This window comes from Actinomadura oligospora ATCC 43269, from assembly GCF_000518265.1.
In the GTDB taxonomy this organism is placed as follows: Bacteria; Actinomycetota; Actinomycetes; order Streptosporangiales; family Streptosporangiaceae; genus Spirillospora; species Spirillospora oligospora.
Window position 1 is genome coordinate 193,583 of the sequence record NZ_JADG01000003.1, and the last position, 18,255, is coordinate 211,837.

Below are 18,255 nucleotides of genomic sequence, written 5' to 3' on the forward strand. Positions count from 1 at the left end.
ATCACGGTCCGGGACGGTGAGGGAGAGGCAGATGGGCGACGGCTCGCGGTGGGCCCCACTGGAGATCGACCCGGCGGGGGCCGGGGCCGAGGCGAGCGCGGCCGGGCTGGCCGCCCACCTTCGCGCCCTCGGCGACCTCGAGGCGCTCCTCGCGCACGAGAAGGCGCTGGTCCTGCGCGGCTTCGGCGTCACCCAGGGCGAGCTGGACCCGATCCTGGACCTCCTGCTCCCCAACCGGCTGGCGTACGTGCACGGCAACTCGCCGCGCACCAAGGTCGGCAAGAACGTCTACACCTCCACCGAGTACCCGCCCAAGTACACGATCTCGATGCACAACGAGATGTCGTACGCGCACCGGTGGCCCGCCAGGCTGGCGTTCTTCTGCGAGCGCGCGCCGGAGACCGGCGGCGCCACCCCGGTCGTGGACGGGGCCCGCTGGCTGGCCGCGCTGGACGACGACGTGCGCGCGGCCTTCGCCGGAGGAGTCCGCTACCACCAGAACCTCCACGACGGCCTCGGACTCGGCAAGAGCTGGCAGGACACCTTCGAGACCGGGGACCGCGCCGACGTCGAGTCCTACCTGAAGGAGTCCGGGGCCGAGTGGGAGTGGCGGCCGGACGGCGGGCTGCGGGTCGGCCAGCTGCGTCCCGCCACGATCACGCACCCGGTCACCGGCGAGGAGGTCTGGTTCAACCAGGCCGACCAGTGGCACGCCGCCGGGCTCGGCGACGAGACCGCCGCCGCCCTCGCCAAGATCATGCCGGCGGAGGACCTGCCGCAGTCGGTGACCTACGCCGACGGCTCGCCGATCCCGCCCGAGCACGTGATCCAGGTCCGCGACCGGGGCCTCGACTGCGCGGTGGACGTCGACTGGCGGGCCGGTGACCTGCTGCTGATCGACAACGTCCTCGTCGGGCACGGCCGCCGCCCCTTCACCGGGCCGCGTCGCGTCCTCGTCGCGATGTCGGACTGACACCCGCCCGGACGCCCGCGACCGAAGCCCGCATCCCCGCGATCGAAGACCCCGTCAGCCACGTCCACCACGAGGACCGGAGAACAGACCGATGACCGAACAGGGGCGGGTGCTCCCGTACAGGGTGGCCGCCGAGCCGGGCGGATCCTCCTCGGCCACCGAGTTCATCGAGGCCGAGCGGCCCCGGCTGCGCGGGCTGCTGTCCGAGCACGGCGCGATCCTGCTGCGGGGGTTCGCGATCGGCGGTGTCGAGGGGTTCGCGGGCGTCGTGCGCGCCCTGTCGGGGGAGCCGCCGCTGAAGTACGCCGAGCGGTCCTCGCCGCGCTCGGCCATCAAGGGGCACGTCTACACCTCGACCGACTACCCGCCGGACGAGGAGATCTTCCTCCACAACGAGAGCTCGTACCAGGTCACCTGGCCCAGGTTCCTGTACTTCTTCTGCGACCGTCCGCCCGAGACCGAGGGCGCCACGCCGCTCGCCGACGCGCGCCGCGTGCACGCCTCGATCGACCCCGGTGTGCGGGAGGAGTTCGCCCGGCGCGGCTGGATGCTCGTCCGCAACTTCCACGAGCGGTTCGGCGTCACCTGGCGGGACACCTTCAACACCGGGGACCGCGCGGAGGTCGAGGCGTACTGCGCGCGCCGCGGCCTGGAGCTGGAGTGGCGCGGCGAGGACGGCCTGCGCACCCGGGCCGTCCGCGAGACCGCCCACGTCCACCCCGAGACCGGCGAGACCGTCTGGTTCAACCACGTCACGTTCTTCCACCACACGACGCTGCCCAAGGACGTGCGGGAGGGGCTGCTGGCGATCCTCGGCGAGGAGGGCCTGCCGACCAACACCTACTACGGCGACGGCGGCCGGATCCCGGACGACGTGCTGGACCACCTGCGCGCGTGCTACCGCGAGAACCTCGTCCGCGAGGACTGGCGGCAGGACGACGTCCTGGTCATCGACAACATGCTCACCTCGCACGGCCGCGAGCGGTTCACCGGGCCGCGCAGCATCGCCGTCGCCATGGCCGAGTCGTACGACCCGGCCGGGACCGGGTCGTACGACCCGGCGGGGAGCGCCTGACCCGTGGGCCTCTCCTGGATCCGCGCCTTCCGTCCGCGCCCCGCCGCGCGCCTGCGTCTGATCTGCTTCCCGAACGCGGGCGGGGCCGCCTCGGCCTTCCGTGACTGGCCCGACCTGCTGCCCCCGTCCGTCGAGCTGCTCGCCGTGCAGTACCCGGGCAGGCAGGACCGCTACGCCGAACCGCTCGTTCGGGACCTGACGGCGATGGCGGACGCGATCGCCGAGGAGGTCATGGCGGTGCTCGACCGCCCGGCGGCGCTGTTCGGGCACAGCATGGGCGCCATCGTGGCGTTCGAGACGGCCCGGCGCGTCCGGCCGCGCTACCCGTCGCCGCTGGCGCACCTGTTCGCCTCGGCGTGCAAGGCCCCGGACGCCCGCGTGCCCACCGGGCTGCGGTTCGACGACGAGGAGGTCAGGGCGTTCATCCACCGGCTCGGCGGCTCGGGCGCCGCGCCGCTCGCCGACGAGGGGCTCTGGCGGCTCACGCTGCCGATGCTGCGCAGCGACTTCCTGATGGCCGACGACTACCGCTACACGCCGGGCGCGCCGCTGACCTGCCCGATCACCGCCATCGCCGGGGACGCCGACACCACGTTCACCGCCTCCGACGCGCCGCGCTGGGCGGCGCACACCGTCGGCGGGTTCGAGGCGCGGACCCTGCCGGGCGGCCATTTCTACAACGAGGACGTCCCGGGGGACCTGGTGGCACTTCTGCTGGAGCGGTTGCGGGGGGATCTGGACGGCTCCGACGAGCGGGTGGAGGCGCGCGATGCCTGAACTCGGCGAACCCGAACACAGCGGACACGAACTCGGCGGCCCCGGCCCCGGCCCCGGCCCCGGATCCGGTGAGCGGTTGCGGCTGTCTGCCGCCCAGACCGGGGTGTGGCTGGCGCACCAGCGCGACCCGTCCGGCCGCCGGTACGCCGTCGGCGAGTACCTGGAGATCCACGGGCCGGTGGACCGGCGGCTGATGACGGAGGCGTGGCGGCGGCTGCGCGGCGAGGCCGACGTCCTGCGCGTCCGCTCGATCGAGGAGCGCGACGGGCTGTGGCAGGTCCTCGCCCCGGCGGACGACGCGGACGGACCGGAACTGCCGTATGCCGACGTCGCTGGGGAAGCCGAACCGGACGCGGCGGCGCTGGCCCTGATGCGGGCCGACATGGACCGGCCGTTCGACCTGGCCACCGGGCCCCTCAGCTCGTTCATGCTGCTCAAGCGGGCGGACGACCGCTACACCTTCTACCACCGCTACCACCACGCCGTCGCGGACGGCTTCGGCTACTCACTCGTCCCGCGGCGGCTCGCGGCGATCTACACGGCGCTGGAGCGGGGCGAAGAACCCGGCCCCTCGGGGTTCGGATCGCTCGCCGGGCTGGTCGCGGAGGACGCCGCCTACCGCGCCTCCGACGACTTCGTCCGGGACCGCGCGTACTGGACGGAACGCTTCGCCGACATGCCCGCGCCGACCCGCCTGATCCGCGGCTCCGCCCGGCCAGGGGAGCGCGACACCCGGCAGCGGCTGCGCCGGACCGGCGCCCTGAGCCCCGGGATGACCGCCGCCCTCCGCGCGGTCGCGCGGGACGCGCGCACGGGCTGGCCCGTGGTCTTCGTGGCGGCCGTGGCCGCCTACCTCGCCCGGATGACCGGACGGCGCGAGGTCGTCCTCGGCCTGCCGGTGACCGGGCGGACCTCCCCGTCCGCGCGCCGCACGCCCGGGATGCTGGCCAACACCGTCCCGCTGCGGATCGAGGTCCCCCCGCAGGCGAGCCTGGCCGACCTGCTGCCCGTGGTCGGCGCGGAGTTCGGCGCGGCGCTCGCGCACCAGCGCTACCGGCACGAGGACCTGTGCCGTGACCTCGGGCTGACCGGGGACGACCGGGGCTTCCTGGGCGCGATGGTCAACATCCTGACGTTCCCGCGCGGAACGGCCTTCGGGGGAGCGCCCGCGACCGCCCACAACCTGTCGTCCGGGCCCGCCGTCGATCTCACCTTCGGCGTGTACGACGGGGCCGAGGACGGCGGCGCGGCGATCGCCTTCGACGCCAACCCCGACTTCTACGACGAGGACGACGTCGCCGACCACCGGGACCGGTTCCCCCGGTTCCTCGCCGCCGCCGTGGCGGACCCCGCACGGCCGGTCGGCGAGATCGACCTGCTGACACCGTCCGAGCGGGACACGCTGCTGCACCGCTGGAACGACTCGGCGCGCTCCCGGGACCGCGACGGCACGCTGCACGGACGCTTCGCCGCGCAGGCCGCCGCGACGCCCGGCGCGGTCGCGCTGGAGTCCGACGGAGCGGCCCTGACCTTCGGAGAGCTGGACGCGCGGTCGTCCGACCTGGCGTCCCGGCTGCGCGCGATCGGCGTCGGCCCCGAGCGGTTCGCGGCCCTGGTGATCCCCCGGTCGCCGGAGTTCGTCGTGGCGATGCTGGCGGTCCTCAAGGCGGGCGGCGGCTACCTGCCGGTCGACCCGGAGTATCCGGCCGAGCGGATCCGCCACATGCTGGAGGACTCCGCCCCGATCTGCGTGATCACCGGCGCCGGGGCCGGGGCGCCGGACGTCCCGGGCCCCGCGCGCGTGGACCTGGACGCGGACGCCCGGGTGCGCTCGCTCACCCCGGGCCAGCTCCCCACGACCTCCGCCCAGCCCCCGGACGACCCCGCCCCCGCCGAAGCCACCTCCACCGAAGCCGACGACGCCCACCCGGCCTACGTCATCTACACCTCAGGATCGACCGGCCTGCCCAAGGGCGTCGTCGCCACGCACGCCGGGGTGGTCAACCTCGCCGCCGACCACATCGAGCGGTTCCTGATCGCCCCCGGAACCCGGATGTTCCAGCTGAACTCGCCCAGCTTCGACGCGTCCGTCGCCGACATCTGGCCCGCGCTGCTGTCGGGCGCGACGCTCGTGCTGGCCCCGGCCGGGCGTCCGCCGCTGGGCGAGGAGCTGGTCCGGCGGCTCGCCGAGGACCGGATCACGCACGCCGCCCTGCCGCCCGTGGTGCTCGCGGGCCTGCCCGAGCCCGACCTGCCCGGCCTGGTCACGCTGGCCACCGGCGGCGAGGTGTCCGAGCCGGAGGTGGTGGCGCGCTGGGCGGCGGGCCGCCGGATGATCAACGTGTACGGGCCCACCGAGGCCACCGTCGCCGCGACCGCGAGCGACCCGATCCGCGGCCGGGAGCGTCCGCCGATCGGCCGTCCCGTCTCCAACACGCGGGTGTACGTGCTCGACCCCGGCCTGCGGCTCCTGCCGCCGGGCGTGCCGGGCGAGCTGTTCGTCGCCGGGGACGGCCTGGCCCGGGGCTACCTGCGCAGGCCCGCGCTGACCGCCGACCGCTTCGTCCCGTGCCCGTACGAGCCGCCCGGCGGGCGCATGTACCGGACCGGGGACCTGGTGCGGTGGCGGCCCGACGGGTGCCTGGAGTACCTGGGCCGCACCGACGACCAGGTGAAGGTGCGCGGCTTCCGGATCGAGCCCCGCGAGATCGAGACGGTCCTGATCGGGCATCCCGCGGTGCGCGCCGCCGCCGTCGTGGCCCGGGAGGACCGGCCGGGCGACCGGCGGCTCGCCGCCTACGCGGTGCTCGAGCCGGGACGGGACGCGCGGCCCGCCGACCTGCGCGAGTTCGCGGCCGGGGCGCTGCCGGACTTCATGGTCCCCGCCGCCGTCGTCGTCCTCGACGAGCTGCCGGTCACGCCGAACGGCAAGGTCGACCACCGCGCGCTGCCCAAGCCCGACTTCGCCGCGCCGGTCACCGGACGGCCGCCGCGCACCGCCGCCGAGCGGACGCTGTGCGCGCTGGTCGCCGAGGTCCTCGGCCTGGAGGCGGTCGGCGCGGACGACTCCTTCTTCGACCTCGGCGGCGACAGCGTCATGGCGCTGCAGCTGGTCTCCCGGGCGCACGAGGCCGGGCTGCGGATCTCCTCCCGGGAGGTGTTCGAGCACCGGACCGCGGCGGGCCTCGCGGCGGCGGTCCGCGACGCCGACGCCGGGACGGCCGAACCGCCCGGGGAGCGCCTCGGGACCGTCCAGGCCACCCCGATCGTCCGGTGGCTGCTGGAGACGGCGGACGAGATCGACGGCTTCCACCAGTCGGTGCTGCTCCGCGCGCCCGCGGGCCTCGGCGGCGGGCGGCTCGCGGCGGCGCTGAAGGCGCTGCTCGACCACCACGACGCGCTCCGCCTGACGCTGCGTCCGGACGGGTCGCTCGAGATCCCCCCGCCGTCCGGGCCGGACGCCGTCCCGCCCCTCACCCGCGTCGACGTCGCCGGGCTCGGCGAGGACGAGACCGCCGCGGTCGTCGCCGCCGAGGCCGCCGCCGCGCGGTCCCGGCTCGCGCCCCGCGAGGGCGCGACGCTCCAGGCCGTGTGGTTCGACGCCGGGGCGAGCACCCCGGGACGGCTCCTGCTGGTCGTCCACCACCTGGCCGTGGACGGGGTGTCCTGGCGGATCCTGCTGCCCGACCTGGTCACGGCGTTCGACGGCGGTGTCCTGCCGCCGGTGCCGACCTCGTTCCGGCGCTGGGCGAACGGGCTCGCCGCCACCGCGCCCGCCCACGCGGGCGAGCTCGACCACTGGACGCGGACCCTGGACCGGCCCGACCCGCCCCTGGCCAGGCGGCCCCTCGATCCTGCCGCCGACCGTGCCGGGGAGGCCGGGCGGCTCCGGCTGCGCCTGCCCGCGGACGTGAGCGCGCCGCTGCTGACACGCGTCCCGGCCGCCTACCGGGCGGGCGCGGCGGACGTCCTTCTCACCGGCCTGGCGCTGGCGGTCGCCGAGTGGCGGGGCCGCACCGGCCGGACGACCGTGCCCGACGTGTTGCTGGACGTGGAGGGCCACGGCCGCGAGGAGTCGGTGGTGCCGGGCGCGGACCTGTCCCGCACGGTCGGCTGGTTCACCAGCGCCCATCCGGTGCGGCTCGAGCCGGGCCTTGCGTCCTGGGACGAGGTCGTCGCGGGCGGCCCGGCCGCCGGGACCGTGCTCAAGCGCGTCAAGGAGTCGATGCGGGCCGTCCCCGCCCACGGGCTGGGCCACGGCCTGCTCCGGTACCTCGACCCGGAGAGCGGCCCCGAGCTCGCCAAGTTCGCCGCGCCGCAGATCGCGTTCAACTACCTCGGACGCTTCGACCTGGACGGGAACGGCGACTGGAGCCCGATCGAGGTCGAGGGCGGAGCCGATCCGCGGATGCCGCTCACCCACGTCCTCGGGTTCGACGTCATCGCCCGTGACCAGGCGGGCGACGGCGGCCCCGAGCTGGAGGCCACGGTGACCTGGGCGCCGGGCCTCCTGGACCGGGACGACGTGGCCGCGCTCGCCGACCTGTGGACGGCGGCGCTGCACGGCCTGGCCAAGCACACCGGCGCCGGACGCACGCCGTCCGACGTGCCCGCGACCGGCCTCGACCAGGCACGGATCGAGGAACTCGAGGCCGCCCATCCCGGCCTGGCCGACCTCCTGCCCCTGGCGCCGATGCAGGAGGCGCTGCTGTCGCACGCCTTCCTCACCGAGCACGAGGTGGACGTCTACAGCGCCCAGCTGCGCTTCGACCTCGAAGGCCCGCTCGACCCGGCGGCCCTGCGCACGGCCGCGGCGGCGGTGCTCGCCCGGCACGCCAACCTCCGCGCGGCCTTCCGCTACGACGGGCTGACGCGGCCCGTCCAGGTGCTGTGCGCCGAGATGGCCCCGCCGTGGACCGAGGTCGACCTGACCGCCCTGGGGGAGTCCGCCGCGTCGGCCGAGGCCACCTGCCTCGCCGAGCGGGAACGCGCCCAGCGCTTCGACATGGCACGGCCGCCCCTGCTGCGCTTCCTCCTGCTCAGGCTCGCGCCGGAGCGGTACCGGCTGGTGCTGACCATCCACCACATCCTGTGGGACGGCTGGTCCACCCCGGTCCTGCTGGAGGAGCTGTTCACGCTGTACGAGCGGGGCGGCGACACGTCCGGCCTGCCGCGCGTCACCCGCTACGGCGACTACCTCGGCTGGCTGGACGGGCAGGACGCCGACGCCGCGGCGACCGCCTGGACGGACGCGCTGAACGGCCTCACCGAACCCACCCTGGTCGCCCCCGCCGTCGAGGACCTGCCGTCCGCGCCCCAGGACCAGATCCGCAGCGGCCTGGACGAGGAGGCGACCGCCGCGCTCACCGCCTGGGCGCGCCGCAACGGGCTCACCCTGAACACCGTCGTCCAGGGCGCGTGGGGGCTGCTGCTCTCACACGCGACCGGACGGGACGACGTGGTGTTCGGCGGCTCGGTCTCCGGCCGTCCGCCCGAGCTGCCCGGGGTCGAGCGGATGGTGGGCCTGTTCACCAACCTGGTCCCGGTGCGCCTCGCGCCACGCGACGGCGAGACCGTCCTCGCGTTCCTCACCCGGACGCAGGACGAGCAGGCCGCCCTCATCCCGCACCACCACCTCGGCCTGGCGGAGATCCAGCGGCGGGCGGGCGAGGGCGCGCGTTTCGACAGCACGATGGTGTGCGTCAACTACCCCCTGGACGTCGCGGCGCTCGGCTCGCCGCTGCGCGAGGTCAGGCTCGCGGGCCTGGAGGTCGACGAGGGCACCCACTACCCGCTCCGCCTCATCGCGATCCCCGGCCCCCGGCTCGAACTGTGGCTCGGCTACCGGTCCGACGCGTTCGAGCGGGCCGAGATCGAGCGCCGGGCGGCCCGGCTGACCCGGCTGCTGGAGAACCTCGCGGCCGATCAGGACCGTCCCGTCCGCGAGATCGACGTGCTCACCCCCGAGGAGCGGCAGCGCCTCCTGATCGAGTGGGGAGGCTACGGCCAGTAGGCACCAGGCGTCCCGTCCCCCGTCGGACCCCCTCTGTGGAGACCCCCATTCTGTGGAGACCCCCATGCCCCTTGCCTCATCCCCCGTCCCCCCACTGCCCCCGCACCAGCTCCTGATCTTCCTGCTCCAGGTCTTCGCGCTGCTCGGACTCGCGATCCTCATGGGACGCGCCGCCGCCCGCATCGGCATGCCCGCCCTCGTCGGGGAACTGCTGGTGGGACTGCTGCTCGGCCCGTCGCTGCTCGGCCACATCGCGCCCGACCTGTCCGGCTGGCTGCTGCCGCGCGAGGCCGGCCAGATGCACCTGCTCGACGCGTTCGGCCAGATCGGCGTCCTGCTCCTGGTCGGCATCACCGGCAGCCACCTGGACTTCGCCATGGTGCGCAGGCGCGGCCGGACCGCCGCCCAGGTCAGCCTCAGCGGACTGCTCATCCCGCTGGCGCTCGGCGTCGGGGTCGGCTACCTGGTGCCGGGCTCGCTGGTGCCGGACAGCGTCGACCGGCCGGTCTTCGCGCTGTTCCTGGGCGTGGCCATGTGCGTGAGCGCCATCCCGGTCATCGCCAAGACGCTGACCGACATGAACCTGCTGCACCGCAACATCGGGCAGCTGACGCTCGCCGCCGGGATCGTCGACGACATCATCGGCTGGCTGCTGCTGTCGGTCGTGTCGGCGCTCGCGGTGTCGCACCTGGACGGCGGCCGGCTCGGGCTCTCCCTGCTCTACCTGGCGCTGGTCGTGGCGTTCGCCGCGCTTCCCGGACGGCCCCTGGCGCGGTGGATCCTCCAGCGCGCGGGCGCCTCGGCCGGGCCCGGCGGCACCGTCGCCGCCGCCACGGCGCTGATGCTCGGCGGCGCGGCGGCCACCCAGGCGATGGGGCTCGAGGCGGTCTTCGGGGCGTTCGTGGCGGGCATCGTCATCGGCACCTGCGGGGCGATCGAACCGCACGCCCTGGCGCCGCTGCGGACGGTGGTGCTGGGCGTGCTCGCCCCGGTGTTCTTCGCCACGGTCGGGCTGCGCGTGGACCTGTCCGCGCTCGCCCGTCCCGAGGTGCTGGGCACCGGCCTCGCCGTGCTGGCGGTCGCGATCCTCGGCAAGTTCGGCGGCGCCTACCTCGGCGCCCGGCTCGGGCGGCTCGGCCGCTGGGAGGCGCTCGCGCTCGGGGCCGGGATGAACGCGCGCGGCGTCATCGAGGTGGTCGTCGCGATGGCCGGGCTGAACCTCGGCGTGCTGAGCGGAGAGACGTTCACGATCGTGATCCTGGTCGCCGTCGTGACCTCGCTCATGGCGCCGCCGATCCTGCGCGTGGCCATGGCGCGCGTCGAGCACACCGCCGAGGAGCGGCTCCGCGGCGCCGCCCTGCTCGGGCCCGAGGCCGGAGAGCGGATCGGGTGAGGTCATGAGGCCAGGCGAGACCGCGCGTCGCGGCGACGGCACGGCGCCCCACGTGGTGTTCCTCAGCGGGACCCTGCACGCCGGATCCAAGGCCGACCGGATCGCGGCCTGGTGCGCGCGACGCTGCCGCGGCGCCACGACGACGGTCTTCACCGGCGAGGACCTGGAGTTCCCGCACTACCGGTACGGGCTGAGCGGCCGCCACCCCCAGCTGACCCGGTACCTGTACGAACTCGCGAACTCCGACGGGGTCGTGCTGCTCTCCCCGGCCTACCACGGCACGATCTCGGGGCTGCTGAAGAACGCCCTCGACTACGCCAACGACCTCGCGCAGGAGCGCCGCCCGTTCCTGCAGGACAGGTCCATCGGGTGCGTCGCGCTCGCGCTCGGCGACCAGGGCGCCGCCTCCACGCTCGCCACGCTGCGGACGGTCGCCCACGCGCTGCGGGGCTGGCCGACGCCCCTCGGCGTGACGCTCACCGCCGCGACCGCGGCGCTGCGCCCGGACGGCGAGCCCGCGAGGCCCGAGACCAGGGACCGCCTCGACCTCATGCTCGGCCAGGTCATGGCGGTCGCGAGGCGCAACGCCGAGGCCCGGCGGCGGTTCCGGGTACGGGCCGCGCTCGGACCGGAACCCGTGCGCGCCGACACCCTGCTGGCCCAACACGCCGCCGGCCGACACCACCACGAGTGAGGATGACGATGACCACGCGACTGCCCGACTGCCGCGGCATCGGCGAGGCCTTCGCCGAACGCGCCGCGGCGACGCCCGGGAAACCGGCCTTCGTGTTCGTCCGCGAACCGGACGACGGGCCGGACACGATCCTGACCTACCGCGACCTGGAGCGCCGGGTACGCCTGTGCGCCCGGCTGCTGCGCGGACGGCTCGCCCCGGGGGAGCGCGTGATGCTCGCGCTGCCGACCGGGCCGGACTTCGTCGTCGCCTACCTCGGCTGCCTGACGGCCGGGGTGGTCGCCGTGCCCGTCCCGGCGCCGGACGGCCGCCGCGAGGCCCTGGAACGCGTCACCGGCATCGCCCGCGACGCGGGCGCCGCACTGGTCCTGACCGACGAGCCGGGGCTGGAGGCCGCGCGCGCGTGGACGGACGAGGCGGGCCTGGACGGGCTCGCCTGCCTCACCCTCGCGCACCTGGACGAGGGGGAGGAGGCCGAGCTCGGACCCGGACCCGAACGCGGCGACCTGGCCGTCCTGCAGTACACCTCGGGATCCACGGGCGACCCCAAGGGCGTCATGCTGACGCACGGCAACATCCTCGCCAACGTCGAGGCGCTCCGGGTCGCGGGCGGGCTCGGACCGTCCGACCGGCTCGGCGGCTGGATCCCGCTCCACCACGACATGGGGCTGTTCGCGCTGCTCAGCAACGCCCTGCTGATCGGCGGGACGTGCGTGCTGATGTCGCCGGTGGCGTTCCTCAAGCGCCCGGTCGAGTGGCTCCGGACGATCGACCGGCACGGCCTGACCGGCACCGCCGCGCCCAACTTCGCCTTCGACCGCTGCACCCGCCTGGTCACCGACGAGCAGCTCGCCGAGCTGGACCTGTCCCGGCTGCGCTACATGTGGAACGGGTCGGAGCCGATCCACGCGCCCACCATGGACGCGTTCACCGAGCGTTTCGCCCCCTGCGGGTTCCGTCCCGAGACGATGAGCCCCGGCTACGGCCTGGCCGAGGCGACGGTGTTCGTGTCGCTGCGGACGGCCGCGCCGCGCACGCGGACGGTCGACGGCCGGGACGTCGTCGGCTGCGGGACCGTCGCCGGGCTGGACGCGCGGATCGTCGACCCCGGGACGCGGCGCGCGCTCCCGGACGGCGAGATCGGCGAGATCTGGCTGAGCGGCGCGAGCGTCGGGCGCGGCTACTGGCGTCGCCCGGAGGAGAGCGCCGCCACGTTCGAGGCCGCCGTCGAGGGGGAGGGCGGCCGGTGGCTGCGCACCGGCGACCTCGGTTTCCTGACCGACGACGAGGTCTTCGTCACCGGGCGGCTGCGCGAGATCCTCATCGTGCACGGCCGCAACCTGTTCCCGCAGGACCTGGAGCAGGCCGCGCGGGAGGCCCACCCGGCGCTGACCGGGCTGGTCGGCGCGGCCTTCCAGGTCCCGGCGCCGGACGAGCGGGTCGTCCTGCTGCACGAGGTGTCCTCGCGCGCCGAGCCCGCCGACCTGCCCGGGATCGCGCGCGCGGTCTCGCGGCGGCTCGCCACCACGCTCGGCGTCCCCGCCGGGAACGTCGTGCTCGTCCGCCGCGGCACGGTGCGCCGCACCACCAGCGGCAAGATCCGGCGCGGCGAGATGCGGACGCGGTTCCTCGGCGGCGGCATGGCCGTCCTGCACGCCGAACTGGAACCGGCCGTGCGGCGCGTCCTCGAGCGTCCGCTGGTCGCGGCCGGTGAGTCATGACCGGCGCGCCCGCGGCGACCCGGGAACGGACGGACCCCGTCGCCGCCCTGGAGGCGTTCCTCACCGAGCGAAGCGACACCGCCGACACCGCCGCCACCGAGCGAAGCGATGTCTTCTCCGCTGAGCGCGCGGGCGAACTCGACCGGGACGAGGAGCTCCCGGCCGAGGCATGCGCGCTGCTGGACGCGTTCGGCCTGCCCGCCTACTACGTCCCGGTCGGCGCGGGCGGACGGCTCGACGACCACGAGGTGCTGTTCCGGCTGTTGCGGACGGTGGCCGCACACGACCTGACGGTCGCGGTCGCGCACGGCAAGACCTACCTGGGGGCCGTCCCGGTCTGGATCGCGGGCACCCCGGAGCAGGCCCGGAGCCTCGGCGCGCGGGTCGCGGCCGGAGCCCGCGTGAGCTGGGCGCTGACCGAGCCCGAACACGGCGCGGACCTGCTGGCGAACGAGGTCTCGGCCACGCCCGCCGAAGGCGGCGGCCACCGGCTGGACGGGACCAAGTGGCCGCTCAACAACGCCACGGCTGGGAGCCACCTCTGCGTCCTCGCCCGCACCGACGACAGCGGTGGGCCGCGCGGCCACAGCCTCTTCCTCGTGGACAAGGCCGATCTGCCGGACGGCTCCTACCGCCTGCTGCCCAAGGCGCGCACGCACGGGATCCGGGGCGCCGACATCAGCGGGATCGCGTTCGACGGCGCCCTGCTGCCCGCGACCGCGATGGTCGGACGGGAGGGCGGCGGGATCGAGACCGTGCTCCTCGGGCTGCAGCTCACCCGGACGGTCTGCGCCTCGCTGTCGGCGGGCGCGGCCGAGCACGCGCTGCGGCTGGCGGCGGGTTTCGCGGCCGAGCGGCTCATCCAGGGCCGTCCCCTCGTCGAGCGTCCGAACGTCCGCGCCGTCCTCACCCGCGCCGCCGCCGCGCTGACCGCCGTCGAGGCCGCCGGGATCGTCGGCGCCCGGGCGGCCCACGGCCTCACCGGGGAGATGAGCGTGGTCTCCGCGGTGGTGAAGGCGCTGGCGCCCACGCTGACGGACCGGATGCTCGGCGAACTGGCCGAGCTGCTCGGCTCCCGCGCCTTCCTCACCCGCGAGTACGCGTCCGGCGCGTTCCAGAAGATCCAGCGCGACCACCAGGTCGTCGGGATCTTCGACGGCAGCACCATCGTCAACCGGAACGGCCTGATCAACCAGTTCCCCCGCCTTGTCCGCGCGTACGCGGCGGGAACCGCGGACGCCGAGGGCCTGGCGGTGACGGCCCGCGCGGGCACCCCGCCGGGCGAGCTGGACTGGGCGCGGCTGTCGCTGGTCTCCCGGACGGGCTGCAGCGTCGTCCAGGGCGTGCGCGCGGCGGTGGCGCAGCTGGAAGGGAGCGCGGAGTCACAGAGCCTCCTGCCGCTCGCGCGGGAGGTGCTCGCGGCGACCGACGCGGTGCACGTGCGGATGGTCGCGGTCGGGCCGTCCGCGCGGCCGGACATCGCGGCCTTCGAGGTCGCCGCCGACTACGAACTCTGCTTCGCCGCCGCGGCGTGCCTGCACCTGTGGGCCGCGGGCGCGGCGCACGGGACGCCGGACGGCGCGCTGTGGCTCCGGATCACCCTGCGCCACCTGCTGGCGGAGCTGGGACGCGCGCCGGACCCGGACCCCTCCGACGACGAACGGATCGCCGGGCTCCTGACCCGCGCGGTCGCGGACGGCGCGCCGCTGTCGCCCCTCCACGGGCGGAAAGGAGGGCCGTCATGAGCACCGGCACGAGCACCATCACGAGCACGGCGACGGACGTGGACCGGCTCGACGGGCTCCTCGGCGACCCCTGGGACGCGGGCAACCCCACCGGCTTCGCCGCGCTGCTGGAGGCCGACGAGCGGGAGGAGATGCACGCCGAGTCCGAACGCGTCCTGGACGGTTACGGCCTGAACGCCGAGTTCGTCCCGGTCGGGCTCGGCGGCAGGCTCGCGCAGGTCGACCGGCTCGTCCAGGTGATGCGGGCCGTCTGGCGACGCGACCCCTGCCTCGGCCTCGGCTACGGAGCCAGCTCGTTCATCGCCTCGGTCAACGTCTGGAGCGCGGGCGACGAGCGGCAGCGGCGCGAGGTCGCGGACCTGCTGCTGGCGAACCGCAAGGTCGCCTCGGCCTACCACGAGCTCGCCCACGGCAACGACTTCTCCCGGGCCGAGTTCGCCGCCGTCCGCGACGGCACGGGCTGGCGGCTGGACGGCCGCAAGGAGGTCGTGACCAACCTGCGCCGGGCGGACGCCCTGGTGGTCTTCGCCAGGACGCGTCCGGACCCGGGCAGCCGCAGCCACGCGCAGTTCCTCGTGCCCAAGGCCGGGATCCCCGAGGGCGCGCTGCGCTATCTGCCGCGTTTCCCGAGTTCGGGCATGCGCGGCGTGCAACTCGGCGGCGCCGTGTTCAACGGCTGCCCCGTCCCCGGCGACGCGCTCCTGGGGGACGAGCCGGGCCGGGGGATCGAGACCGCGCTCAGCTCGTTCCAGCTCACCCGCAGCGCGCTGCCCAGCATGTGCGTCGGCGTCGTCGACACCGGGCTGCGCGCGGCCCTCGCCTCCGCGCTCGACCGGCGGCTCTACGGCGGCGCGGCGGCCGACCTGCCCTACGTCCGGGCCGTGATCGGGCGCGCCCAGGCCGACCTGCTGGCCGCCGACGCGTTCGCGACGGTCGTCACCAGGGCGCTGCACGTGCTGCCCGAGGAGACCGGGGTGTCGGCGCCGGCCGTGAAGTACCTGGTCTCCCGGCTGCTGATCGACGCCATGGACGAGCTGAGGACGGTCCTCGGCGCGCGGGCCTACCTGCGGGACGGCCCGTTCGGCGTCTTCCAGAAGCTGGCGCGTGACCTGGCTCCCGCCGGGTTCGCGCACGTGTCGCGCGCCGCCTGCCAGGTGACGATCCTGCCGCAGCTGCCGAGGCTCGCGCGGCGGGCCTGGTTCGAGGGCGGGCCCGCGCCCGCCGGGCTGTTCCGGCTCGGCGGCGACCTCCCGCCCCTGGACTTCGGCGCGCTGCGGCCGGGCGCGCCCCGCTCGGACGGGCTGAGCGGCACGCTCGTCGAGACCGCCGAGACCTGTTCGGACGGCGTGGTCGGCCGCTTCGCCGCGCGCTTCCGCGACGAGCTGGACCGCCTCCGCCGCGACTGCGCCGCGCTCGGCCCGCGCGACCTGACCATCGACGCCCGCCCCGAGGCGTACGCGCTGGCGGGCCGCTACACCGTCGTCCTCGCCGCCGCCGCGTGCCTCGGCGTCGGGCGGCACGGACGGGACGGCCTCGGCGACCTCGACGAGCGCTGGCTGCCCGCCGCCCTGGACCGGCTCGACCGGCGGCTCGGCGGTCCGCCCGTCCTCACCGAGCCCGAACGGCGGGACCTGGAGGAGGCGATGTTCCGCCTGGCCCGCGAGCGCCACGACGGGCGGCGGCTCCTCGACCTGACCGGCCGCGCCGTCCGCGGCTGACCCCGGCCGCGCCCGCGCCCGTTCCGCACATCCCCACCGGAGGAACCGCATGACCGAACCGACCACCGACACCTTCGCGACGCCCGGAGACCCCGGCCCGCCGGGGCCGCCGTCGGCCGACCGCCTGCGGACCTGGCTCGCCGCCAGGGTCGCCTACTACCTGGAACGCGCGGTGGACGAGATCGACCACGAGGCCCCGCTCACCTCCTACGGCCTGGACTCGGTCTACGCCTTCTCCATCTGCGGCGACATCGAGGACGCCTTCCACCTCGCGGTCGACCCGACGCTGGTCTGGGACCACGACAGCGTCGCGGCGCTCGCCGCCCACCTGGCCGGCGTCGCCGCCGCCGCCACCGACTCCGCCACCGACCTCGGCACGAACTCTCACTAGGGGACAGCTCATGCGGGATACCAAGATCGACAGCGTGGTCATCCTCGGCGGCGGCACGGCCGGCTGGATGACCGCGTCCTACCTCGGCAAGGCCCTGCAGGGCACCGCGCGGATCACGGTGCTGGAGGCGCCGGGCATCCCGAGGATCGGCGTGGGCGAGGCCACCGTGCCGAACCTGCAGAAGACCTTCTTCGACTACCTCGGGCTCTCCGAAGAGGAGTGGATGCCCGAGTGCAACGCCGCGTTCAAGATGGCGGTGAAGTTCATCAACTGGCGGACTCCGGGCGAGTCCACCCCGCACGCCCGCTCCGACGCCCAGGGCAGCGACCACTTCTACCACCCGTTCGGGCTGCTGCCCGAGCACGACCGGATCCCGCTGTCGCACTACTGGAACGACAACCGTCACCACGGCAGGACCGACGAGCCGTTCGACTACGCCTGCTTCCGCGAGCCGGCCCTGATGGACGCCAAGCGCGCCCCGCGCGACATGGAGGGGCGTCCGGTGACCCGGTACGCCTGGCACTTCGACGCCCACCTGGTCGCCGACTTCCTGCGCCGCTTCGCCACCGGCAAGCAGGGCGTGATCCACGTCGAGGACGAGCTCGCCCGGGTCGAGCAGGACGAGCGCGGCTTCGTCACGGCGCTCGCCACCAAGGGCGGGAAGCGGCTGGAGGGGCAGCTGTTCATCGACTGCTCCGGCTTCCGCAGCCTGCTGATGAACAAGGCGATGGGGGAGCCGTTCATCGACATGGGCGACCACCTGCCGTGCGACAGCGCCGTGGCCACCCAGATCCCGCACGACGACGAGGCGCACGGCGTCGAGCCCTACACCTCGGCCATCGCGATGAGCAGCGGCTGGACCTGGAAGATCCCGATGCTGGGACGCTTCGGCACCGGCTACGTCTTCTCCAGCAGGCACCAGTCCCGCGAGGACGCGACGGCCGAGTTCTGCGAGATGTGGGGCCTGGACCCCGAGACCACGCCGCTCAACCAGGTGAGCTTCCGCGTCGGCCGGAACGAGCGCACGTGGGTCAAGAACTGCGTGGGCATCGGCCTGTCCTCGTTCTTCCTCGAGCCGCTGGAGTCCACCGGCATTTACTTCATCACCGCGGCGATCCACCAGCTGGTCCGGCACTTCCCCGACACCGACTTCGACCAGGCCCTCATCGACTCGTTCAACGAGGAGATCGCGGTCATGTTCGACGACACCCGCGACTTCATCCAGGCGCACTTCTTCCTGGCGCCGCGCATGGACACCCCGTTCTGGCGGGACGCCAAGGACATCCACCTGCCGGAGAACATCCGCAAGAAGGTCGACATGTACAAGGCGGGGCTGGCGGTCAACCCGCCGGTCACCGACGAGAGCACCTACTACGGGAACTTCGAGGCCGAGTTCCGCAACTTCTGGACCAACGGCAGCTACTACTGCATCTTCGCGGGACTGGGCCTGACCCCCGACCACCCGCTGCCGCTGCTGGCCCACAAGCCCGAGTCGGTCGAGGCGGCGCAGCCGCTGTTCTCCGAGGTCAAGCGGGCCCAGGCGGACCTGGTCGCGTCCCTGCCGAGCAACTACGACTACCTGCGCAGGCTGCACGGGAGGTGACCGGCGCCCCGCCTCCCCCGCGACCGGCCCCGGGGCGGTCCACCGCCCCGATCTCAGGGTCCCCCTGATCTGGTCTCAGGGGGACCCTGGTTCCTTCCCGGACCCTGGCCGCGTCACGGGGGCACCCGCTAGCGTTCGTTGGCATGTGCAAG

At 74.7% G+C, this 18,255-nt stretch carries 11 protein-coding genes; all 11 read left to right on the forward strand.

The genetic code is table 11. The features are described from left to right. Positions 1 to 31 precede the first annotated feature (31 nt). The 11 genes from P696_RS0100840 (at position 32) to P696_RS0100890 (ending at position 18,103) form a co-directional block, all read left to right on the forward strand. Positions 32 to 973, forward strand: a complete 942-nt coding sequence (locus P696_RS0100840) for a TauD/TfdA family dioxygenase (RefSeq protein WP_026410863.1) — start codon at positions 32 to 34, stop codon at positions 971 to 973. Between the two features lie 91 nt (positions 974 to 1,064). Continuing rightward, positions 1,065 to 2,048: a TauD/TfdA family dioxygenase gene (locus P696_RS0100845; protein ID WP_026410864.1), complete on the forward strand. Its 984-nt coding sequence runs from the start codon at positions 1,065 to 1,067 to the stop codon at positions 2,046 to 2,048. A 3-nt stretch (positions 2,049 to 2,051) separates the two neighbouring features. Then, positions 2,052 to 2,825, forward strand: a complete 774-nt coding sequence (locus P696_RS0100850) for a thioesterase II family protein (RefSeq protein ID WP_026410865.1) — start codon at positions 2,052 to 2,054, stop codon at positions 2,823 to 2,825. Further along, positions 2,818 to 8,838, forward strand: a complete 6,021-nt coding sequence (locus tag P696_RS0100855) for a non-ribosomal peptide synthetase (RefSeq protein ID WP_051466502.1) — start codon at positions 2,818 to 2,820, stop codon at positions 8,836 to 8,838. Before P696_RS0100850 ends, P696_RS0100855 begins: the two co-directional genes overlap by 8 nt. Positions 8,839 to 8,902: 64 nt before the next feature. Continuing rightward, entirely contained in the window at positions 8,903 to 10,231 is a 1,329-nt protein-coding gene (locus tag P696_RS42325) for a cation:proton antiporter (RefSeq protein WP_034482682.1), read from the forward strand. A gap of 4 nt (positions 10,232 to 10,235) precedes the next feature. Then, the gene (locus P696_RS42330) at positions 10,236 to 10,925 is read left to right on the forward strand and encodes an NADPH-dependent FMN reductase (RefSeq protein ID WP_064743836.1); all 690 of its coding nucleotides are present in this window, start codon (positions 10,236 to 10,238) and stop codon (positions 10,923 to 10,925) included. 8 nt (positions 10,926 to 10,933) lie between these two features. Next, complete coding sequence (locus P696_RS42335) at positions 10,934 to 12,646, forward strand: fatty acyl-AMP ligase (protein ID WP_064743862.1); 1,713 nt, start codon at positions 10,934 to 10,936, stop codon at positions 12,644 to 12,646. Continuing rightward, positions 12,643 to 14,391, forward strand: a complete 1,749-nt coding sequence (locus tag P696_RS42340) for an acyl-CoA dehydrogenase family protein (protein WP_051466506.1) — start codon at positions 12,643 to 12,645, stop codon at positions 14,389 to 14,391. The genes P696_RS42335 and P696_RS42340 overlap by 4 nt, the downstream gene beginning before the upstream one ends. Further along, positions 14,388 to 16,109, forward strand: a complete 1,722-nt coding sequence (locus P696_RS42345) for an acyl-CoA dehydrogenase family protein (protein ID WP_051466509.1) — start codon at positions 14,388 to 14,390, stop codon at positions 16,107 to 16,109. Before P696_RS42340 ends, P696_RS42345 begins: the two co-directional genes overlap by 4 nt. A 49-nt stretch (positions 16,110 to 16,158) precedes the next feature. Beyond that, positions 16,159 to 16,500, forward strand: coding sequence for an acyl carrier protein (locus P696_RS42350; protein ID WP_084336613.1), 342 nt, complete (start codon positions 16,159 to 16,161; stop codon positions 16,498 to 16,500). A gap of 10 nt (positions 16,501 to 16,510) precedes the next feature. Further along, the gene (locus P696_RS0100890) at positions 16,511 to 18,103 is read left to right on the forward strand and encodes a tryptophan halogenase family protein (protein ID WP_026410867.1); all 1,593 of its coding nucleotides are present in this window, start codon (positions 16,511 to 16,513) and stop codon (positions 18,101 to 18,103) included. The last annotated feature ends 152 nt before the right edge of the window (positions 18,104 to 18,255 follow it).